A 22886-nucleotide genomic window follows, 5' to 3' on the forward strand; every position below is an offset into this window, starting at 1 on the left:
CATCACGTCTTTAGTAACGCGTAATTATCTTATGGACTATTTCATGTACTTTTTGGCAACTTCCTTGGCCAGCTTAGCGTAGTGCGCCAAGTATTCAGCGTAGTTGTCATCGTACAGATAAGCGGCATCGGCTTCTGGATCTTGGGAAGTCAAGATCTTAGGGCCTTTGTCGGTAACTACCAGTGAGTGTTCGTATTGACAGCTCAGGCCACCATCTGCCGTTTTGGCCAGCCAGCCGCTTGGATCACTGGTATCAGCTTCCCAGGTACCGGTGTTGATCATGGGTTCTACCGTAATGGTCATCCCGTTGCGCAGCCGAATTCCCTGCCCCGCCTTGCCATAGTGAGGTACCATTGGATCCTCGTGCATCGTTGGTCCAATACCATGGCCAACAAATTCGCGTACGTCGCCATAGCCGTTCTCATCTTCCGTGTAGTGCTGAATGGCCGCGCCAATGTCACCAATCCGGTTGCCGACCTTGCACTGATCGATTCCCAGATACAATGACTTGTAAGTAACGTCCATCAAGCGCTTGACCTCATCACTGGCCTTGCCAACCGCGTATGACCAGCAGGAATCACTGTAGGCGCCATCCAGGTTCACGACCGTATCAACCTTAACCAGATCGTTGTCCTTAAAGATCAGCTTTTTGCGGGGAAAACCGTGGCAGATTTCATCGTTAACGCTGATGCAGGTTGCGTATTTGTAGCCTTCAAAACCAATCTGAGCGGCAATTGCATGCGCCTTTTTGAAGTATTCACGAGCAAATTCTTCAATTACCCAGCTGGAAATGCCAGGCCGAATGATTTCGCGCACCCCAATGTGCATCCCTGCTAAAACGGCACCGGACTTTTCCATCGCTTCAATTTCGCGTGGTGACTTTAAACTAATCATCCAGAAAGTCTCCTTAGTTTATAAATTTTAATATCTTATTTAGTATATCACTCACGGCCGCAAAATAATTCTGTGTTATACTATCCGTTGCGAATTTATTTACGAATCTATTTACGTGGAGGGAAAAACAATGGCAAAAGCATTGGTCGTATATGCCACGATTACTGGTAACAATGAAGACGTTGCCGATATTATTACCGAAGCTTTGGAAAACCAAGGCGTTGAAGTTGAAGAAACCGAAATGACGATGGCCGACGCTGCTGATTTTGAAGACGTCGACATCTGCGTAGTCTGCCCATACACTTATGACGAAGGTGCCCTGCCCGATGAAGGCCTGGACTTTTTCGATGACTTAAAAGAAGAGGATCTGAGCGGCAAGGTTTATGGGGTAGCCGGCTCAGGCGATACTTTTTATGAAGACTTCTTCTGCCTGGCTGTTGACAAGTTTGGCGAGGCCTTTGAACAGACCGGTGCCGTTAAGGGTGCTGACAACGTTCACATCAACCTGGAACCAGATCAAGACGATATCACCAAGCTGGACGCGTTTGCCAAGCAGCTGGTAGAAAAGGCAGCTCAAGACTAATGACTGAATTATGGAATAAATATAAAAGCGTCATTGCCTACCTGTTTTGGGGCGTGGTGACAACCATCGTCAATATCGGCGTGTTCCAATGGCTCAGTTCCGGCATTCACTGGAACTATCAGCTTGCCAACATTATTGCCTGGTTTGTTTCCGTTCTGGTCGCTTATTTAACGAACAAGGTCTGGGTCTTTGGCTCGCACTATACGACGTTCCGCGCTTTTATCGTGGAGTTTATCAAATTCTATTTCTATCGTGCCTTGACGCTTTTGATCGATATCGTCTTCATGTACGTCGGGGTGACGCTTTTAGGCTTTGACTCCGCAATCCAGCAGCTGGTCGTTAAGATTCTGGACAATGTCGTCGTCGTGATTGCCAACTATATCTTTTCCAAGTGGCTGATCTTTAAAACCAACGACAAAATTGCCAATCGCTAAGCCCGGTATCGTCAGACTTATGAGATCGATCGGACTGGCAAACGCAAGCTGAGCCTGATCACGAGCACTGACTCGAAAGATACGCTCTAAAACTTAAACTTACTGACTTTGAAGCCGGGTTTCCGAATTCTAAAGAGAAGATTCGGCTCTTAAACCAAACAGCATCGCGTGATTCCAGATTTTACCAGATCTGCTATCACGCTTTTTTTGTCCATTCATTTGTGACGTGGCACCTATCCTGCTCGCCCATTACCTGCATTTAACGAAATATCGCCCAAATAGATAAAACTTCAAAAATTGCTGAGGTCATTTATCTGCCTTGCGCCGAAAATGAAGCAAACGTTGTAATCGAAAAGTCTGCAACGGGCCAAAATCGATCTTCTTCATGAATGCGGGCATCTACTCCACAGCATTGAACCTAATTAGACTCAAATATTCAAAATTTTCTGCATAATAATGGCTGGCGAAATCTCATTACCTACTTTTTTCGAAAAACCAATGCATAGTAGGTAAAAATTAATGTATATCAAGTTAGGGATCCCTAACATTACCTACTATTTGATAAAAACTGCGCAATAGTAGGTAATTCACAAAGTCGGTCTGGCCCAATCATCCCCAGAATATGCATTTTTACCTACTATTTTGACAAAAGGCTTCAGAAGTAGGTAATGTCAGATGAATCGCGTATGCAGCTACCTACTATTGGCAAAAAAACAGCGTAAAGTAGGTAAATTCAAAGGGCGCAACGGGTAAATGCCTAATTTCCTTCACAAGCCGCCGATCAGACACCATCGAATCATAGTTAGCCGTCACTGAATCGCCGCCAAGCGTCATCGACCACAGTCAAATGTCAGCGAGCCATGGCCTGCCATGATCAAAGTCCCCGTAAATGACAGTGAATCATGGCTAATCTCCACTGAATCGCCGCCAACCGTCATCGCCCTCAGTCAAATGTCAGCGAGCCATGGCCTGGCATGATCAAAGTCCCCACAAATGACAGTGAATCATTGCTAATCGTCACTCATCGCCGCCAAGCGTCATCGACCACAGTTAAATATCATCCACGGCATTTTCCGAATTGGGCAACGAGCAGCGACTGGCAAATTTCATTAACCAGCTGTCAGCACAGGAGCAGGCAAGTCATTCCCCAGGCTTAGGCCATTGAATGACGCCAGAGATTACCGGCAGCCGTGTTGCGTGGCCGATCATGTTACCGAAGACAAGATTGACTGAGCAAATTACCGAAGACAAGATTGACTGAGCGAATGGGCTGGCATCGGTTGGCTTTAACAAAAAATTTAAGTCTTCAACGTAAAACAAGCCGCTACCCAATTAAGGACGGCGACTTGCTGAAGACTTGAATCAATTTAAATTAAATGATCCCATCCGGATTCGAACCGGAATCGACCGCTTAGGAGGCGGATGCACTATCCAATTATGCTATGGGACCGCAACAAGAAATATTGTCGCACATTTATGTTCAATCGTAAAGTCAACAATATCTCTTTAATGTTGAATCCGAATCAAGCATGCCTTGTGTCTGAAGCGATGCCACCCCTATCAGACAGAGATAGCCAGGCGGAACCGAGACTTCACTTACTTAAAAAATGCTCAGCTCAATATCCGCCAGCTGTCAAGACTATTGATCAGATTGTTTTTCCGCCATGCGACGATGCTTGAGGCGAATTCCCTTGTTTTTGCGATTCTTCTTGCGGTTTTTGCGCTTAGCCGGCATCGAAAAGCCATCCAGCGTATTGTGAATGCTCTTTTTAACCTCACGCTTGCTTTCACGTTGCTCCTTTTGAATCGCACGGCTGGCTTCTTTACGCACCGGCATTTTAGCTGCTCCATCGGCCGGCTTTTCATCGGTGACGGCTTTTTCACCAACCGTTAATTCCGTAAATTGATAGTCGGTATCGGCCAGCAGCTTTTTCAGATCACGAAAATCATGATCACTGCCCAGATTGATTACCAAGCCAGGCTCACCCTGCCGTCCCGTTCGCCCAGTTCGATGCACGTACTGATCGACAGTGGTGGGCAGTTCGAAATTGATCACGGCTGGCAGTTTGGGAATATCCAACCCCCGCGCGGCGACATCAGTGGTCAATAGCAGCTTTAACTGACGCTTGCGGAATTGGCGCAGTGCCGTTTCACGTTCTGTCTGCCGCTGCTTGCCGCCCAGAGTTGCCGAAGCGACGTGCTCATGCTTCAAGCGACTGGCCGCGTAGTGCAGCGTCTTGACACTGTCAAAGAAGACCAGCGCCCGAAAATCCTTGGTGTGACTCAACCGATTAAGCATCGCCGTTTTTTGACTCATCGTTCGTGCATAGACCAAGCCATGCCGAACCGGTCCACGGCTTTGATCCGTTTCACGAACGTCATAAGTGATGATGTCGCGGCCAAACATGACGCTGAGCTGATCAAAGGCTGCCGAACTCGTTGCCGAGAAAAAGGCCAATTGCGCGTTGATGGGGGTGGCGCGTTCAATGTCTTCCACCACCGCCTGCGTATCATCGCGCAACAGATCATCGGCTTCATCAATCACCAGCGTCTTCAGCCGGTCAAGCTTCAAATCGCGGTTGTCCAGCATATGCAGCACGCGTCCCGGCGTCCCGACAACGACATCGGGGTGCTGTTTTTTAAGCATTGCCACTTGCCGCCGCAGATTGGCACCACCAGTCAGCGAGCGCACCTTGACCCCGATCAGATTGGCCCATTCGCGCAAAACTGCCGTCGTCTGAATTGCCAGTTCCTGTGATGGTTCCAAAATCAGAATCTGAACGCCGGCACCGGGCTCAACTTTAGGCAAGAGCGGCCAGGCAAAGGCCAGCGTCTTACCAGAACCAGTTGGCGCGATTCCTAAGACTGATTTTCCAGAAGCTAGGGTTTCAGCAACCGCAGTTTGAATCTGCGTTGGCTGCTGGAAACCTTTTTCATCAAAAAGTTGTTGAAATTGTTCGATCAACAGATATCCATCCTTTAATTTAGTCAGTTGATGTCTAGCGATTATCGTCAGCTGGGAAAGTCAATTCAGCCGAGCGACGCAGATCATACATTACCGTGTTGACCTTGCGCGCCAGATCGAACCAGCGACGGTATTTAGCCTGCTGTTCTGGATTTTCTGGATCATTGAACAGATCAGCAAAATCGTTAAGCTCATCAACCATTGAGTTTTCGTAGTACTTGGCTTCCAGTGGGTGGGCCTGCTTTTCACTGTCATAGTAGGTTACTTTGGTCGTGTCAAAGATTGAGTCAAAGACCAGCGTATCCTTAAGACCGTACACTTCAGAAACCAGATGCGAGTTGGCCGTCTTACCAAAGTTCAGCGTTACGGCAAACTTGTCATACTTCAAAATGGCGGTATCCATCCCATCAACACCGCTTGCGACCATCGTTGGGAACAGCACGACACTGTCCGGAACGCCAAACAGAGTAACGGCACCATAAACAGCGTAAACACCCAGGTCCATCAATGCCCCACCGGCAAATTCAGCCGTGAAGATGTTTGGATATGGCTTGTCGCCGGCAACTACCTTGTCATAGCGAGAAGAATACTTCATTACCGTAATGTTGGCACCTTGAATAACCGGCATCTGCTTGAGCTGTTCTTCAGCCGCATGGAAAAGACCCGTGTGAATATGACGAGCAGCTTCAACGACACGGGCCTTTGGGTGGGCTGCCAAAAGCGATTCAATGCCCTCAAATTCGTTTGGGTTGACAAAGGCTGGCTTTTCAACGATTACGAATTTGTCATTTTCGATTGCTAAGCGAACCTGTTCATAATGCAGGCTGTTTGGTGAGGCAACGTAGACCACGTCAAAGTCGCCTTCATCAAAGAAATCTTCCAAGCTGTCAAAAAACTGCGTGGCTCCATATGGCTTGCCAAACTTTTCGGCATGTTCCTCAGTTCGCGAGTAAACCGCCGTCAGTTCGTACTTGCCCGTGGTCTTAGCCGCGTCAAGCATTTGATCAGTAATAATGTTAGTTCCAATAATCCCCAATTTCAGCAATTCGATCACTCCTTTACAATTGCTACGTTTCATTCTAACAATTATTTCCAGTTTTTAACAGAAATGAAATCTTTCTATAACACAAAGCTGTGTATAATTAAAATCGTAAATTTATGATCAAATGAAAAATCAAGTTAAATTGAAGGGGATTGAGCAGAATGAAGAAAAAAGGAATGTTGCTTTTCGGTGCGGGACTAATGGCTGGAATCACCAGTTCGTTTGGTTTCAGCCGATCTAAGAAACAGAATCATCCCGTCGCGGCCTTGCCCGTTTTCTATGCCGGTACCTGGAAATACTATGATGAAGAGCGTGACCGTTCACACATTATTACGATCTCGCCAGAACTCAAGCTGGGAATCGACAACCAATTGATTCCGGCTACCGTTCAGCAGGTTAGCGCCGAACAGCTCGTCTATCTGGACAAGTTTGGCTATCACATTACGATTCAAGCCAATGAACAGCGCCCCGCCAAGCTGATCGATGAAGCCGATGACCAAGTCTACTATATTCAACCTGTGCAATAATTAATTCAATTACGTTATGTCTAATTCACGACGTTCCGCGACGGACGCCGTTTTTTTATTGCCTTTAGTCTTAACGATGGCACTGGTTTGATTAATTGACATTGGTGTGCAGGCCACCCTCAAAACGAAAACTGCATCGATTTGACTATTTTGGGTCGGTCCGAGCCGCCATTGAAATAAGTTTAGAACAATTTGGCTTAAGCCGGTTTAATGGCAGCTGATGAGTTCGGTGGGCCTCCTGATTTTCCAAAAGCTGCGGCGATTTCACTACGAAATGTGGTTGACGAGCGTTCGACATTGCCTCCAAACGCCATTGTGACTCCACTGCCAAATGTGGCTGACGATTGTTCAAAAGATATCAGGAAGCTCCCCAATATCACTACAAAATGTGGCTGACAAGCATTCGAAATATGTCTGGCAGCTCCCAGAAACCGTGGTGCTTTCAACGTCAAATATAGCTGACAAGCATTTGGCATAGCCTCCAAACGCCATTATGACTCCACTGTCAAATGTGGCTGACGATTGTTCAAATGATATCAGGAAGCTCCCCAATATCACTACGAAATGTGGTTGACGAGCGTTCGACATTGCCTCCAAACGCCATTGTGACTCCACTGCCAAACGAACCCGCGCTTGCTAATGACATTGCTTTCTTTCATTGCTGTTCGGGCGATTTCATCTGTTTACGGTTGACTTTTCATTGTCCAGGCTGTCATCAACAATGTGTTTCAAACTCCCGACACAACCACTTTCTCATTGTCCGAGTCACCATCAACAGCTTTTCAGTCAATCTTGATCAGTCTGTTCCCATAAAGCGGTTGATCTTGTGAGAAAATATGGGCATTCATGGGGTTGAGGGGATAAATTTACCTACTTCACGCTGTTTTTTGTCCGAAAGTAGGTAAAGTGAATATTCGGCTCGCCTAACTTTACCTACTTCCAAAGCCTTTTTCCGAAATAGTAGGTAATCATCAGTAAAATTGTATATTTAAGGGATGATTGGATCAGACCGACTTTGTGAATTACCTACTATTGGACGATTTTTATCAAATAGTAGGTAGTGTTAGGGTTCCCTAACTTGATATACATTGCTTTTTACCTACTTATACAGCTTTTTTTAAGAAAAGTAGGTAATGATAAATTTGTCATATGTTTTTATGCAGATTTTTTTGCATAATCGTCGCTAATCAGGCACCTTAGCTCTTTAATTAAGCGGCTCCCCACTACCAGAATCACTAAGGCCCGCCTTCATCGTCGCTAATCAGGCACTTTAACTCTTTAGTTAAGCGGCTCCCCACTACCAGAATCACTAAGGCCCGCCTTCATCTTCGCTAATCAGGCATTTTAGCTCTTTAATTAAGCGGCTCCCCACTACCAGAATCACTAAGGCCCACCTTCATCTTCGCTAATCAGGCACCTTAGCTCTTTAATTAAGCGGCTCCCCACTACCAGAATCACTAAGACCCACCTTCATTGTTGATAATCCGGCTATTTACCGTTACGTCCACCGTGGCAATATTTTTCGTTACTGATAGATCGGCTAATTGGTCATTAGGATCACTGGGGTAGCAAATGTAGTTAATGTGGCATGCCATGATCAAGCTAGAGCCTTTTTCACTGCCAGATCATTGATTTCAGAAACGGTCCCGCCAATTATAACGATCATCTTCCAGTTAACAACCACTGGCCGATTCCGATTATCCTGCCAGCCGGTACGATGATGGTCAACCACCATCGGCTAAAGTCGATGGCTTGTGGGCAAACACCCCTGTATTGAGTGTCTGAACCACAATTTGCATAGATACGGACGATTTACTCAAACAGCCGCAGTTGCTTGAGCAGTGATCATCTAATTACCAATGCCTTTTACATTCCCAGGTTGCCATAGGAATGAGCCTAGCTTTTTGACTAGGCTTTTTGTTGTTTCTGGAGTCCTTTTTCTAGAATATTTAGTGCTGCATTGTAATCGCGGATATGATGAACATGGCACTGTGGACATACCCATTCACGATCTGCCAGGGTCAGCTTTTCGGTTCCGTCACTTCCCATTACAAAGCCACAGTCATGACAGGTTTGGGTCGTGTTTTTAGGGCTGACCGTGATAAATTGACGGTCATAAAGGTCGGCTTTGTATGACAACATACCCAAGAAAGACCGCCAGCCAACATCACTGATGCTCATTGCCAAGGCATGATTTTTTAACAGATTCTTACTCCTCAATTCTTCAGCTACAACGAGATCTTGGTTCTTGATCAGTGCTGTAGATGTGCGTTGGAGAAAATCATGGCGGCGGTCAAATACCCGTGCATGGATCTTAGCGACTAACAAACGTTGCTTCTGGTAGTTTTTGCTTTCCCGCAAGGAACGCTGCTCTTTTTTAGCCCGGCGCTGGCGGCGTGAAAGAGTGCGCTGTGCTTTAGCTAATTTTCCCTTGATTGTTCGATAGTAGCGTGGGTTAGCGATGGTTCGACCATCACTGGCAGTCAGAAAGTTTTCTGTGTTTAGGTCAATGCCAATTTGCCGATTAGTGCGGCTAAGCTTAGGAACAAACGGTGTATCGGAACCTAATTGCAGCGACAAAAAGAATCGATCGGCAGCATCTTTGGAAATGGTCACCGTACCAATGCGTGTTTCGCCTTGACGATCCAATAGTCGCTGCTGAGCGCCTTTGATCCGCAAACGTCCTAGTTTAGGCACCTCAATATGTTTGCGGTCTTCAAAGCGGACGGTACCGTTGTCTAGCCGGGCCGTCTTTTGTTTTGGATATTGACAGTTGGTCTGGTATCGCCAAGCATAGCTTTTACGATGAAATTTTGGCACACCGGTTTCATGAACCTTGCGAAAAGCGTTCCAAGCCTTGTGATAGTTTTGAATGGCATTAGCCTTAGCAAGACTGTCAATGCGCTTATCTTCTAAAAACTGGAAATGATTTGACATCTGCTTAGCGTTTTGACGAAGCTTTAGCTGTTGGATCCGATCTTGAACCGTATCAATCGACAGTTTTACTCGGTTTAATTGCCAGAGCTCTTTACCGATCGCAACCATCTCATTATAGACGAAACGACTGGCATCGCTGTTAACCTTGATTATTTGTTTCTGGTAATCACTCGGATAGATACGAACCTTCAATCCATAATGATATTCTAACTGTGCCATTGACTTCATTTTTTCACCTCCTTTAATTGAATTATATCATCAGCTAATGACTATAACGATTGAGGTGTTCTTAATGACTAAAGAAAAAGTGTCCAAATTGGCGTTGAGTGAGCCTATCCATCCCATGACTAAAGTCACGGGATTTTCGGCTAGGCATAATTAAAACTGCTGACCGATTCTCATCTTTGATAAAACATCAGCAACAATGGATCAATCGGTTTACAATTAAAATAAAAAATGGAAAGAAGCGATTTGATGATTAAGAGTTTAGCCGTTTACTGTGGTGCGCATCTAGGCAACGATCCCATCTACCAAGCAAGGGCCGCGGCGTTTGGCAAAAAGATGGCGCAAAATGGCATTGAGCTGGTCTATGGCGGCGGCAAATATGGAACCATGGGCGTGATTGCCAATGCTGTACTGGATAATGGAGGCAAAGTCCATGGCGTCATCACCAGACAGCTGTATGAACGCCAAACTGCACTGGACCGCGTTGAGGATCTCAAAATCGTTTCCAATATGGACGTGCGCAAGGATTTGATGATGGATCTCGCGGACGGACTGGTGGCGCTGCCTGGTGGAATCGGCACGCTGGAAGAAATCAGCGAGGCCTTTTCATGGATGTCATTGGGCGATAATGCCAAACCAACTGCGCTTTATAACGTCAACGGTTTTTACGATCCATTGCGCAATATGCTGAGACGCATGCATGATACTGGCTTTTTGGAACAGTCATATCTGGATGCGATCCATTTCGCCTATTCGTTTGATGACTTGATGAAGTTTATGAACCATTACCATGCGCCAGCCCGCCGACAGTATCGCTAAACTAAATCTGCTTGCGAATCTCGCTAACGACCCCCACCTGACCCAACAAATTAGGAAGTAACAGTATAAGTTGCCAAATAAGCGTAATCATGAATTTTGCCAATCTTCAATTATGCCTGCAAACTAAAAAGATCATCCCGAGCCTAACGCGACCGTGATGATCTTTTTGATTGATGCGACCAGCTAAAATACTGGAGCGACTTTCATCAGCAAAAGCAACGGCCTGACTTTATGCCCGTATTAACGAAACGCCCTAACCTAGTCTTCAGTTGGCAGTTCAAGCAGGACGTTCAGCTGATCTTGAATGTTTTGGGCCGCAACTTTGAGCTGATCTTCCTCCAATGGCCGCAATGGCAAAAGCGTATAGTTGCCAACACCCCGTCGACCAAGCTGCGCGGCAAAACTCAGATAGCTTTGATACTGCGGCTGATAAAGCGCCACAGGGAGACTGACCTGTTCATCTGACAAAACTGCCTGCAGAATTCGCATCGTCCATAATGCCATCCCGCTGACGTCTTGCCCTTGACCTTTGATTGCATACCAGCCATTCAGCTTAGCTTGAATCTCGCTTTGGTGCGGATCGATTTTTTGTCCCATTACCGGCTTTTCCAATGGTTGGCCATTGATGCGAAACGTTGACCAGATTGGCACGGCCTCGCCATCATGCTGGCCATAGATAAAGCCAGTCACTGCACTGGGCGCGACATGGACCTGATCGGCAATGGCTCGGTGCAGGCGCGCGGTATCCAGAACCGTTCCCAGCCCGATTACTTTTGGCCGCGGCAGTTCCGTTAAATATTGCAGATAGGCCGTGGCTGCCTCGTTGGGATTGGCCAGATTGAGCAGTACCCCGCTAAAGCCGCTCTGCTTGATCAGCGGTGCAATCTGGCGCATCATCTTCCCAACATCGGTCAATTCAGCAAACCGCTGCTCTTTTAACAATTCCGCCTTGCCAATTGCCAAGACAACGGCGTCCGCATCCTTGAGCGCCGCGTAATCCTGTACTTTGATCGTTGGCTGAACTGCCAGTGCCGACACACCATCAAGCAGATCATTTTGCAGCCCGACTGCCAGATCACTGTCGGTATCAATCAAAACCAGCTCATCAACAGCCTGCCGTGCCACCAGCAGATTGGCCAACAGCGCGCCAACGTTGCCAAGTCCAATAATTCCAAGCTTACGCAAAATCCATCGTCCTCTCATTTTAAAAATTAATCCAGCCGGCATGACATGATTATGCAAGTACGGGTTGAAAATTAATGCGGCCTGCGTGAGGCGATTATGCAGACACGCGGCACAGCATCCCCCGCCAAGCCAAACAACTGGTTTAAGGCAAGCAGCCGGCATGACATCACCTGACCAGGGCAACCTAGAGCGGCGTTACTATCTGATCAAGCAAACAGCCTGGTGAGTCCAAGCAGTTACTGCAGCATAGATTTATCAAGCTAAACCGCATCGTAACATAAAAGGCGCTTCCCATTCAGGGCGCGCCTCCCAACTGCTTTTTGCTATTCAGCCAAATTACCTTCCAATTCTGGGAACAGGTTCAACAAGTAATCCAAAGCACCCCGGGAAAGATCAAGATCAGCCTGCGCGTCAAAGGTCTCAACGCGATTGCCGACACTGAGCTTTAGCGGATCTTCAAAATCAACGTGGACCCCGCTCATGATGGCAATCTTAATCAACTTCTGAACACTGTCGGAATACTGGCCAGCCAGCGCCTGCAATGGATGTGGCGAGCGCACGAAACTGGTATAGCGGTCATTGGCAATCTTGAGGCCGAAACTCAACAGGTCGCCCTTCGCCAGTTTTTCCGCTACCTGGCCACCGATCGTCAGCGTTGGATCTTCTACCCGCCGCTTAACGAAACTCAATGCCAGCTTGTATTCGCGCGGTGCATTGAACTGACTGCAGAATTGTTCCAGACGTTCAATCAATTCCATGGCCTCATCACGCATCCAGTCAGTCTGTTCATCCGGTGCCTGCAAAGCGACCTCATTATTGCGCTCAACCGCCTGCTGCATTTTTTCGCTAAGGTTTTCCGGCATTGGCGAAACCAAAGTGTAAAGCATAAACAATTCCAAAAAGTTCAGCGTATCTTCACTAATGCCGCCTTTGGCAAATGGATCCAGATCAAATGAACGAAAACTGATGAATTGAATGCCGTCCTTAACGATCTGGCGCAGACTGTCATCATCATGCTTACCGTGCAGCCGAACCGGACCAAAGAATTCTTGCGGACCATAGTAAGTACCATCCTCCAAAAACTTTGAGATCTGGTCGACAAAGATTTCCAGACTTTCATAGCTGGGGCGTTCATCAGGCAGGTTATCGTAGCCATAAGTACTGTTACGGAAGCTGCGCACTGGCAGGTTGATGTGATCTGGCATATCGTGTTCAACGGCTTCTGAAACCGGACTGGCACCGTATAGATAGGTAAACAGCCACCGCCATAGACAGAAGCACTGGGCCATTTTGAAGTAGACCGCGTTTTGAAAATCGGCCTGGCTGGCAAAATCGTCCTTAAAAGTCTCGTCATACAAGGCGTTGAGCAGCTCTTGGTCCAGGTTAAAGCCAATATGCGCGCCTCCCAGCATCATCCGCTTAATGCCATATTTTTCGCGCAGGTAGTTGGTGTATTCCTTGTTCCACGGCTGTGAGCAGTTGTTGCCGACATATTCCAGATCGTGCTGATACTCTGGTGCTGGTGCCAGACTCAATGGCCAGATCCGTTCATCTTCATGCAGCTGACTGTCAACGATCTGTTCTAAGACCTTTAACTGCTGACAGGTGGCCTTGCTCCCTCTGACGATTGGCGTGGTAAATTCCATTAAATTATCGGAAAAGCCGCTCAAAAGATATGGATTGGTTTTGCGTGAGCTGAGGTTCTTGGGATATTCGTAGCGACTGGCCCGGCCATTGGTTAAAATCCGGTGCTCTTCCAGGCGCAGACCAAAGCTGGCATTAAACATCCGCTCGTTTAATGATCCCTCACTCAGCATTTTCAATAGTTTGGCTTGCTTTTCAGCCATAGTTTTTCCCCCTTCAACCAATGTCTTGCTGGTTCATCGCTTAGACATCGATCACATGCTGCCGGTTAATCGAGCTTAAACAGCACGCAATCAAAAAAGATCAGCCGCCTTTTCAGGAATGCAGATCTCGATGGTTGTTTCTTCAACACCTTATTTTAGCAAAACTTTAAAAAAATGGGGTCGGTTATTAAAAATTACTGCTGTAAAATCCAAGCAACCAACTTTTTAATCAAATTTACGATTTATCAAGCAAGCCAGGCGACAAACTGCTGGTATCATGTTAGGCTAAAAGCAAACATTTTAAGGAAGGCGCTTTCTTATGACTGAAAAGAAATTAACCAAGATTACCATGACCCCGCAAGCCAGTGAATGGTTTCAAAACGAAATGCATCTTAAGCCTGGCAACGGCATCAAACTGTTTGGCAAGGGCTATGGTGAAACCAATGCCCATCAAGGTTTTTCACAAGGCATCGGCCGCTGTGATCATCCCGTTGACCCCGTCGTTGATCAAGTCGTCGATGGCATTCATTACTACATTCAGGCCTTTGACTATTGGTTTTTCAATGGCTTGGACGTCGCAATCGACTATGACGCGCAGATTGATGGCCCATTGATGCACTTTACGCCGAATGATGGCTCAAGACTGGACGCGACAACCGGAGCTTCCCAACGCGTTTAGTCAACGGATAAAACCACCTCGGACAGATGACGCCGAGGTGAAGTCTCCAACGCGGCTAGGCAACGATTGAAGGCAACGATAATCCAGATCCCACAGTCCGGAGCTTCCCAACGCGGCTAGGCAACGATAAAACCGCCTCGGACAGATGACGCCGAGGTGAAACTTCTCAACGCGGCTAGGCAACGGATAAAACCGCCTCAGACAGATGACGCCGAGGTGAAGTCTCCAACGCGGCTAGGCAACGGATAAAACCGCCTCGGACAAATGACGCCGAGGTGAAGTCTCCAACGCGGCTAGGCAACGGCTGTTTGAATTCGTTCCACGATATTTGTCATTTAGGATCCGATCAGCGCGTTTTAGCGACACGTCTAGCAAATCTTTACGAGGTTATTGTCAAGCCAGTCAGCCGTTATGTCCCATTCGCTCATAACCTGCTTGGGCAAGACATTTGACCGGTTTGAGTCCTAATTATCATGATTTTTTAATTTACGAAAAATTTTCGAAAGTGGTATAGTTAAGACATAACTTTCGCTTGTATATCCGTAAGTCAGACTGACACTAGGAAAAGCATTTTTGCCTTCCCAGTGTCAGTTTTTTTATTTGAGAAAGGGGAATTTGATTTTTATGGAGCAAACGAACGAACATCAGGTTACCAAGAAAACCAATCTGTCAATTATTGGTATTGCCGGCCTGGCATTTTGCGGTGTCTTGGTTGAAACCTCAATGAATGTTACGTTTCCAACTTTGATGCGTGATTTTCACCAAAGTCTAAATGCCGTTCAGTGGGTCACGACCGGCTATCTGCTGACTGTCGCCCTAACCGTTGTCCTGGCAGCTTTTCTGCAGCGTCGCTTTAAACTGCGCGGCTTGATTGCTGCATCTACTCTGGCATTTATCACTGGCGGTCTGCTTTGTGCCCTGGCGCCTCAATTATGGATGCTGCTGTTAGGCCGTTTAATTCAAGGGATCAGTACTGGGCTGGCAATGCCGCTACTGTTTTTCGTCATTATGCAGCAGATTCCATTTGCCATGCAGGGAACCTACGCCGGCCTGGGTGGAATGGTAATCGGGCTGGCACCTTCTTTAGGACCAACTTATGGCGGCCTGGTTAATCAATTCATCAACTGGCGCGTGATTTTTTGGATCGTCCTGCCAATTGGGATCATTTTTGGCCTGATCGGGATTGCCAACATTCAGCAGATCGATCACCCAATTGCCGTCCGTTTCCAGTTTTTGCAGTATCTGCTGGTTGCCATTGGCTTCATCTGCCTGGAAATGGGACTAAACAGCGTTGGTACCAGCGGCTTTGGCTCACCAGCCTTTTACGGAAACGTCATTGTCGCAGTGGCTGCCTTGATTATGTTCGGCTACCTGACCTCGCATCGCAAACATCCGCTGGTCAATACCAATGTCTTTGCTGACCCGATCTATCTGCCATGTCTATTGCTGTATTTCATGGTTCAGTTCATTCAAATCGGTATGACGTTCCTTTTGCCAAACTGTGCTCAATTAACGCTGCACCAGAATTCTTTTGTCGCTGGCCTGATGCTCTTGCTCGGGGCACTGATCTCAGCTGTCCTGCTGCCGCTGACTGGCCGCCTGCTGGATCAATCAGGAATCAAGAAGCCGCTGATCTTTGGCGCGCTTTTTACCAACCTGGCCGTGATCTTGATGTATGCATTTAGCAGCCATCTCTCAATGTGGTCGCTGACGATCTTTTACGCGGTCTACATGGTCGGTTTCGGCTTCTTATTCAACAATGTCATGACCTATGGACTGCAGCATCTAAAACCGCAGCTGGTTGGTGATGGCAATGCCTTGTTCAGTACACTGCAGCAGTATGCCGGCTCAATCGGAACCGCCTGTGTCTCCACGATTCTAGCAATCACTGCTGCGCAAATGCCTCACCAAAGCACCGTCGTTCAGACTGCCATTGGGACCAAGTATTCATATGTTTTGTTTATCATTGGCGCCTTGATTATGGACGTTTTGATCATTGATATCTGGAAGCAGATCGGTAAGGAAAAGCATTCATTCGAGCTGCTTGACCAAGATAAGCAGTAGTTTTGATTGATAAGGATTCACATATGCAAATAGCACTAGACTCAGACATCGAAAGCCTGAGCTAGTGCTATTTTTTGTAATTTGATAATGAAAACTTGGCTAGATACAGAAGACTCTGACAGTTGATCGACACCTCAAACTTATGACTGTCATTTCTAAGACGTCTAGCGTTCGCAACTGTTTATGATGTTTGTTCAAAAGCCAGCAGATCGGGATTGATTTGATCACGAAATCGCTGAATTTGTGAAGGAAAACTGCTCGTGAACAGCTGATGGTCGGAAATTACCTACTATTCCTTGATTTTTCGCGGAAAGTAGGTAGCTGCATACGCGGTCTGCCTGACTTTACCTACTTCTGACGCCTTTTGTCGAAATAGTAGGTAATGTTGTATATTTACGGGGCGATTGGGCCAGACCGACTTTGTGAATTACCTACTATTAGGCGATTTTTATCAAATAGTAGGTAATGTTAGGGACCCCTAACTCGATATACATTGATTTTTACCTACTTATACAGCGTTTTTTAAGAAAAGTAGGTAATGATTTTTTTATCATATGTTTTATGCAGGATTTTTTGCATAATACGTGCCAAATGGGGTCATTATAACTGTTCAGTTTGCTCTCAACTGCCATGACCACTGAGTAAGGCACTTATCATCAATGAGTCAGTCGCGGCAATCATTAGCTGGCCTAAATCGACTGCTGGCTGTTGCCAATGCTAAACTAGTTCAATCATTACCACCATTGCTCAAGCATGTTGAACTATCAGCGAACTGCTTTCTTGTTGCTGTGAGCATCGGCCAAGCACAGGTTTGACGATCAGCGTTCAATGATACTGACAGCGGTCAATTCCATTTCGAATGCTTGGCAAATCAATGACAATATCGTCAGTTACCCGACTTGTCTGCACTAATCGGCTTATCTTTGACAAATCGTTTCATGAGTCGTTGTCCAGCCAGCCAAATCAGCATGAGCAAAATGGCGACCGGCCATAGATTCGTTGGGAAGAATAGCATCATGAAGATCCCGGCCAGCCAGATATTGCCCAGCAAGCTGATCCCAGAAGAAATCCCCACCAGCATTACGATCAAGGTAGTGTCGTTTGCTGGCAGCAGCTGGGCAATCGCGAAACCATTCAGCAGCGCGGCAAAAACAATCGGGAAGATATTACCACCCGTCCAGCTGCCCCATAAACAGACGTCCAAAAAGAACAGCTTTAAAGCGGCCAGCCCCAGCAGCATCAATGTTGATTCCCGCAGCCCCAGACTAACGGCCCAATGCAGAGAATGCTGGCCAGAAAATAACAGCTGCGGGAAATACCAGGCAACAAACGCCATTACGGCTGCCGCCATCACGACCCGCGCGCTTAGCCCTGGCTGCCAGAACCGCGTCAGCCAATCCTGCAGGTGCTGAGTCAGCCAGCGATATATTTTGCCAAACAGCCAGCCATACGCCATCAAAACCGGCATCAGCCAAAGCTCATGGACCTGCCAATGACTAGCACCAACCTTGGTGATAAAGCTTGGCTGATCGGTCAGCTGCACCATCAGCCAAAACAGTGCCACCCCATTGACAATCAGCAATCCATCAAACAGTTTCTTATGCTTGACGACTTGCTGCAGATGATTTTCCTCCTTGCCAGACAGCAGGTAGCGGTATGGACAGCAAAGCATGATTAGCTTCTGTTTCAAAGGCGCGTTTTGAAATGCAGCTTGATTTTTGGTTACCCAACGCAGCTTGTCGGCTTCCCAGATCGAATAAGAGATGACAATCCCCACCAGCGTTGCTTCCGGCCCCACGCCAGCCCCAAACGCTAAAACGACCAGCGATGCCACCATATTGCGCCAGGCCTGCGTGTAGTCGACCGTGTGCGTCTGCCGCAGCTCGCCCATGACACTGTGCGCGTTATGCGGCACGTTGCCCCAATGCTTTTTTACGATCAGCAGTAGGCATGTACCGATTATGATCAATAGTTCGCGATAGTAACGAGCATCGTGCAAATGACGTGGTATCTCTTGCCAAAGCAGTTCCCAAAGTCCATTTTCAGTAAAAAGAAAGGCAAATGCTACCATGGCAATGCAGCCGCTCAGCACCAGCGCGTATAGAAACAGTCCCGTTTTTGCTTTCATTTGTTCACCATTGACTTTTCAAAAATTTTAAGCAAGAATCATTTTAGAGACATTTGTTGCTTAATTCAATTGATTACCAGTATCTGCAACATGAAGGGAGTTTTGTCGCTTAATGCGAAGAAAGAATACGACGTCGGCTATGATGTGCGACTATCTTGCACAAGCCTTATTGATCCTACTAAAAGACCATGAATTCGACCAGATTACGATCAGCCAACTTACTGAAAAAGCCGGGGTTAATCGCTCAACCTACTATCGCCACTTTTCCAGCAAACAGCAGCTGGCCCAATACTACTACGCAAGATTACTGGCCAAACATCGTCAGCATTTTGCCGCCAGTGCACCACTGACCTATCAAGCCTATCTGGAGTTTCTTTTCAATGAGCTCAAACAGCGCCAAAACGATATCCTCATCCTTCATCATGCCGGCTTGAGCATTCAGCTGCTGCCAGTTCTTAAACAGAGCTTTCAGCAGTTTGAAAACGTCGAGCGCTGGCAGGCGGCCTACCATATTGGCGGCATCTATAATGGGTTGCTGACCTGGTTTGACGAGGAGATGCAGACAAGTCCTCAACAGCTGGCGGCCAAAGTCACTGATTTCATACCGGCAGAGATGCGGCTGCTGTTTAACGACATCACTTTTGGCGAGAAGCCCAATTCTTCAATTAAGTCCTAGCCATTCCGCTGCTGAAGCCTAATCGGTGGAAGAATCCCCCTGCTTCAACAGTCAAATTTTACAAGCCAGGCCAATCAGAATCTTAATCGCAAGCTAAAAGCGCCACCTCAAGATGCAAGGCTGTTATGACAAGCCCCGTCTGAGATGACGCTTTTATCTATTACGGCAATCTGCTTTATTCACCACTGGCACCATAGTTTTTGAGGACCCGTGCGCTTGGATCGTCAACGTCACAGTTCTCCCATTCCTTGTTTGGCATCCAGAAGTCCTTGATCCATTTTGCTTTTCCCGGGAAATATTCCTCAAAAATATCGCGATACAGCAGCGACTCTTTGGTAAATGGCGTGCAGTATGGATACTTTTCCTTGGCGTTGGCCACGTCTTCATCAGTGTAGAGCGTTTCGGCATAGTCCTTCAAGTCATCAACCAATGAGTGACCAACCGCATCGCTAAAGGCCGCCTTTTCCCGCATGATGATGTCGTCTGGCAGATATCCCTGTCCAGCAAATGCTTGCCGCAGCAGATACTTGCCCTTGTGATAGTGGTTCATCTTCAGTTCTGGATCAGTTGACAGCGCATATTCGACAAAGTCCAGGTCCGCAAATGGTACCCGGCCTTCCAAAGAGTTGGAGGAAATGCAGCGGTCAGCCCGCAAAACATCATACATGTACAGCTCGTGCACCCGTTTCAATGATTCTTTTTGGAATTCTTCCGCGTTGGGAGCAAAGTCCGTGTACTTGTAGCCAAACAGCTCATCAGAACATTCACCAGTCAAGATTACCTTCAAATCAGTGTTTTCATGAATGTTCTTGCAAAGCAGGTACATCCCGATTGAGGCCCGAATCGTCGTAATGTCCCAGGTTTCCAACTGGTAGATAACCTCATGCAAAGCGTTGAGCACGTCTTCTCGCGTCATGATAAATTCGGTATGGTCAGTTCCCAGATAGTCGGCAACCTCACGCGCGTACTTGAGATCGATCGGGTTGCGGTCCATCCCAATTGCAAAGGTCCGAATCGGCTTGCCCAAAAGCTTAGTAGCAATCGAGCAGACCAAGGATGAGTCCAGGCCACCAGACAGCAGGTAGCCAACAGGCGCATCAGAGTTTAGGCGCTTGCGAACGGCTTCAACCAATTTTTCGCGCAGTGTGCTGGCTGCCGTGGCAAAATCGTCGGTCCGCATCTTCTGAACCGTCGTAGCGTCATGGTAACAGACGAACTTTTCACCATCATAGTAGTAGCCTGGCGGGAATGGATAGATCTCATCGCAAAGATCCATCAGCGCCTTGGCAGTTGAGGCAAATGACATCTTATGCTCGCCTTTGGTATAACCATAAAACATTGGTCGAATGCCAACTGGGTCGCGGGCGGCAACAACGCGCTTAGTGGTTTGGTCGTATAAGACAAAGGCAAATTCCGCGTCCAGCATCTTGCACATTGTATCCAGGCCATATTTCTTATAGAGTGGAATCAAGACTTCGCAGTCACTGTTGCTGACAAACTCATACTCTGGGGCCAAGTTCTTTTCCAATGCATAATAGTTGTATATTTCGCCATTGCAGACCAAGATGCAGTCACCACTTACGAAAGGCTGCATCCCCCGCTCAGACAGGTCCATGATGGCCAGGCGATTAAAGCCAAAGACCTTGTCATCCATTGAAATCGTCCGGGTCATATCAGGTCCACGATCGTTCAGCTTAGCCAAGGCATCCGCAAAAGCCTTGGGTGCAAACTCACTGGAACCAGCGGCTAAAAATCCACACATCTTGTTCTCCTCTTTCCTCTTAAAACATTAAATATTAAAATATAGTATATCGCACAGTTTGTTTTTAATAAACTTTTAATTTTAAGAAGAAGGTATTCTAAACTCGCTGGTACTTATTATTTAATTGTTTTTGCCGTACTGATTGTTAAAGATTATTAAGTCTGATATTGCTTTTTCTAATTAATTGACGTTAAAACCGTTTTCAACAAATATTTATAAATATCCATAAATTTATGGCTGCCGCTACTGATTTTGAAAGGAACACGCAAAAATGCTGAAACACGAATATCATTCCCCATTAGGTACCATGACTATGCTGGCTGATGACGCCGCCTTGCATGGTCTCTGGTTCAACGACCAAAAATACTTTGGTGCCGACTACGCATTAGACGAAATTGCCGTTGGTGAAAATTCCATCATTAAACGCACAACAGCCTGGCTCGATCAGTATTTCGCAAAACAGGATCCCGACCCGCATACCATTCCGCTGGCCTTAGAAACTACCCCCTATCGGCAGCGCATTCTAAATGCATTGCAGAAAGTCCCCGCTGGCAGCACCATCACCTATCAGGAACTGGGACAAAAAGCCGCGCCTGATCAAAGTATTTCAAAAGGAGCCGCGCGGGCAGTCGGTGGCGCCGTTGCCCACAACCCGATCCTGATTTTGGTACCCTGCCATCGCGTTATTGGCAGTGACGGTCGCCTGACTGGCTATGCTGCCGGCACCGCACGCAAGTTGGCTCTGCTGCAGTTGGAAGGCGTTGATTGCAAATAGCAGCGCCAATCGCAACGAGACATTGATTGCAAATAGCGGTGACAATCGCGACGAAACATTAATGGCAAATAGCAGTGACAATCGCGACGAAACATTAATGGCAAATAGCAGCGCCACATTGATTGCAAACCAAAGCACGAATCAACAAGAAAGGCTGCGATTAATGGATTTGCATAAGTAACTTAGGCCAAGGTTATGAATCTGTAGAAAAGACGGCAATTAATAAATCAACAAGAAAGGGAGCAATGCAGACCAAAGCAATGAATCAATAATTAAGGCAGTCACAATCGCCTAACGCCAAGAAACGATCGCAAACGACCATAATCGCCAAAATTCTTAATCAAAGATGCGCCTTGCAGTCCAATGCCGAAACCGCGCTAAATAAAAAAGATCTCACCGAAACTTACGATGAGATCTTTTTTATGAACTTATTTTAGTGGAACTGCATCCCGCCATCGACTTCCAGAGTTTGACCAGTAATGTAGTCAGAATCTGGACCAGCCAGGAAGGCAACGGCATTAGCAACGTCTTCAGGTTCAGACAGGCGTTTCAGCGCGATGTCCTTAGCAAACGTCTGCATGCCCCATTCATCGCTCTTGCCTGCATTCTTGCCGACTTGGTGAGCAATGTCCATCATCATTGGCGTCTTCACGATCCCAGGTGCGTATGCGTTAACCGTCGTGCCTTCTTCAGCCAGTTCACGAGCCGTAACCTGCGTGATCCCACGAATGGCAAACTTGGAGCTGGAGTATACGGTCAGGTTAGGGTTACCAACGACCCCGGCTTGGGAAGTAGCGTTGATGATCTTGCCTGGGTGGCCAAGCTTCTTAAATGCGGCATGAGCAGCCTGAACGCCCCAGATCGTACCACCAACGTTGATGCTGTAAACATTTTGCAGATCTTCAGGCGTTACGGTGTCAATTGGCGTCGTTGGAGCAACCCCGGCATTGTTAACCATAACATTGAAGTCGCCGTAGTGTTCAACGGCTTGGTCAACGGCAGCAAAGACTTCATCGCGCTTGGCAACATCGGCCGTAACGGCAAAAGCTTCACCGCCATTTGCCTTGATGCCTTCAACTACTTTTTGCAGTGCGTCCATGTGGCGAGCAACAACGACGACTGAAAAACCATCTTTAGCCAAACGTTCAGCGATTGCCTTACCAATTCCTTGACCTGCACCGGTAATTAATGCAACTTTTGCCATAACTATTGCCTCCTAAAGATTGTGAATTAACTATCAAATTGTTGAGATAATTCTAAACGAACATCATCAAAAAGTAAATTAATTTCACTAATGTAAACACAATGAAAACGATTTTTGGCTCAACCAACAAAAAAGTTAAA

The 22886-nt window shown here is 46.9% G+C and carries 17 protein-coding genes and 1 tRNA gene; 8 read left to right on the forward strand and 10 right to left on the reverse strand.

Translation table 11 applies throughout. The annotated features are described in order from the left end of the window. Positions 1–36: 36 nt before the first annotated feature. Complete coding sequence (gene map, locus ABC765_RS09020) at positions 37–894, reverse strand: type I methionyl aminopeptidase (protein ID WP_347953692.1); 858 nt, start codon at positions 892–894, stop codon at positions 37–39. 130 nt (positions 895–1024) lie between these two features. On the opposite strand from map, the gene ABC765_RS09025 reads away from it, so the two are divergent. Next, entirely contained in the window at positions 1025–1477 is a 453-nt protein-coding gene (locus ABC765_RS09025; RefSeq protein ID WP_033934958.1) for a flavodoxin, read from the forward strand. Further along, positions 1477–1911 carry a GtrA family protein gene (locus ABC765_RS09030; protein WP_048345236.1) on the forward strand — a complete coding sequence of 145 codons (435 nt, stop codon included), beginning with the start codon at positions 1477–1479 and terminating at the stop codon, positions 1909–1911. Before ABC765_RS09025 ends, ABC765_RS09030 begins: the two co-directional genes overlap by 1 nt. A gap of 1377 nt (positions 1912–3288) precedes the next feature. On the opposite strand, the gene ABC765_RS09035 is transcribed toward ABC765_RS09030, so the two are convergent. The 3 genes from ABC765_RS09035 to ABC765_RS09045 all read right to left on the reverse strand — a co-directional run bounded on the left by ABC765_RS09035 (position 3289) and on the right by ABC765_RS09045 (position 5921). Then, positions 3289–3361: transfer RNA gene (locus ABC765_RS09035), tRNA-Arg, on the reverse strand. Positions 3362–3550: 189 nt separating this feature from the next. Beyond that, positions 3551–4876 (reverse strand): DEAD/DEAH box helicase, encoded by a 1326-nt coding sequence (locus ABC765_RS09040; protein ID WP_347980301.1) that lies wholly within the window; start codon positions 4874–4876, stop codon positions 3551–3553. A 34-nt stretch (positions 4877–4910) separates the two neighbouring features. Further along, on the reverse strand, positions 4911–5921 hold the full coding sequence (locus ABC765_RS09045) for a Gfo/Idh/MocA family oxidoreductase (RefSeq protein ID WP_347953694.1): 1011 nt from the start codon (positions 5919–5921) through the stop codon (positions 4911–4913). Between the two features lie 158 nt (positions 5922–6079). Between ABC765_RS09045 and ABC765_RS09050 the strand changes: the two genes are divergently transcribed. Further along, positions 6080–6445 carry a DUF4828 domain-containing protein gene (locus tag ABC765_RS09050; protein WP_347963971.1) on the forward strand — a complete coding sequence of 122 codons (366 nt, stop codon included), beginning with the start codon at positions 6080–6082 and terminating at the stop codon, positions 6443–6445. A 1908-nt stretch (positions 6446–8353) separates the two neighbouring features. On the opposite strand, the gene ABC765_RS09055 is transcribed toward ABC765_RS09050, so the two are convergent. Then, positions 8354–9610 (reverse strand): transposase, encoded by a 1257-nt coding sequence (locus tag ABC765_RS09055; protein WP_347980302.1) that lies wholly within the window; start codon positions 9608–9610, stop codon positions 8354–8356. Positions 9611–9856: 246 nt separating this feature from the next. On the opposite strand from ABC765_RS09055, the gene ABC765_RS09060 reads away from it, so the two are divergent. Next, positions 9857–10426, forward strand: coding sequence for a TIGR00730 family Rossman fold protein (locus ABC765_RS09060; protein ID WP_033934961.1), 570 nt, complete (start codon positions 9857–9859; stop codon positions 10424–10426). Between the two features lie 258 nt (positions 10427–10684). Here ABC765_RS09060 and ABC765_RS09065 read toward each other — a convergent pair whose 3' ends face one another. Together ABC765_RS09065 and ABC765_RS09070 are read right to left on the reverse strand one after the other, a co-directional pair. Then, positions 10685–11611 (reverse strand): NAD-binding protein, encoded by a 927-nt coding sequence (locus ABC765_RS09065; protein WP_347980303.1) that lies wholly within the window; start codon positions 11609–11611, stop codon positions 10685–10687. A gap of 323 nt (positions 11612–11934) precedes the next feature. Continuing rightward, a complete protein-coding gene (locus ABC765_RS09070) occupies positions 11935–13458 on the reverse strand; it encodes a glutamate--cysteine ligase (RefSeq protein ID WP_347980304.1) in 1524 nt (507 codons plus the stop codon). Between the two features lie 319 nt (positions 13459–13777). On the opposite strand from ABC765_RS09070, the gene ABC765_RS09075 reads away from it, so the two are divergent. Beyond that, entirely contained in the window at positions 13778–14137 is a 360-nt protein-coding gene (locus ABC765_RS09075) for a HesB/YadR/YfhF family protein (protein ID WP_272207505.1), read from the forward strand. A gap of 624 nt (positions 14138–14761) precedes the next feature. Continuing rightward, positions 14762–16201, forward strand: coding sequence for an MFS transporter (locus ABC765_RS09080; RefSeq protein ID WP_347980305.1), 1440 nt, complete (start codon positions 14762–14764; stop codon positions 16199–16201). A gap of 886 nt (positions 16202–17087) precedes the next feature. Here the strand turns inward: ABC765_RS09080 and ABC765_RS09085 are convergent. Then, positions 17088–18329 carry a chloride channel protein gene (locus tag ABC765_RS09085; RefSeq protein WP_347980306.1) on the reverse strand — a complete coding sequence of 414 codons (1242 nt, stop codon included), beginning with the start codon at positions 18327–18329 and terminating at the stop codon, positions 17088–17090. A 112-nt stretch (positions 18330–18441) separates the two neighbouring features. Here ABC765_RS09085 and ABC765_RS09090 point away from each other — a divergent pair, with 112 nt between their 5' ends. Continuing rightward, on the forward strand, positions 18442–19005 hold the full coding sequence (locus tag ABC765_RS09090) for a TetR/AcrR family transcriptional regulator (protein WP_347980307.1): 564 nt from the start codon (positions 18442–18444) through the stop codon (positions 19003–19005). Between the two features lie 175 nt (positions 19006–19180). Here the strand turns inward: ABC765_RS09090 and asnB are convergent, their stop codons facing one another. Further along, entirely contained in the window at positions 19181–20767 is a 1587-nt protein-coding gene (asnB, locus tag ABC765_RS09095; RefSeq protein WP_347980308.1) for an asparagine synthase B, read from the reverse strand. Positions 20768–21038: 271 nt separating this feature from the next. Between asnB and ABC765_RS09100 the strand changes: the two genes are divergently transcribed. Continuing rightward, on the forward strand, positions 21039–21542 hold the full coding sequence (locus ABC765_RS09100; RefSeq protein ID WP_347980309.1) for a methylated-DNA--[protein]-cysteine S-methyltransferase: 504 nt from the start codon (positions 21039–21041) through the stop codon (positions 21540–21542). A gap of 433 nt (positions 21543–21975) precedes the next feature. On the opposite strand, the gene ABC765_RS09105 is transcribed toward ABC765_RS09100, so the two are convergent. Continuing rightward, on the reverse strand, positions 21976–22746 hold the full coding sequence (locus ABC765_RS09105) for a (S)-acetoin forming diacetyl reductase (RefSeq protein WP_347980310.1): 771 nt from the start codon (positions 22744–22746) through the stop codon (positions 21976–21978). Between the last annotated feature and the right edge of the window lie 140 nt (positions 22747–22886).

Source organism: Limosilactobacillus sp. WILCCON 0051 (assembly GCF_039955095.1).
In the GTDB taxonomy this organism is placed as follows: domain Bacteria; phylum Bacillota; class Bacilli; order Lactobacillales; family Lactobacillaceae; genus Limosilactobacillus; species Limosilactobacillus allomucosae.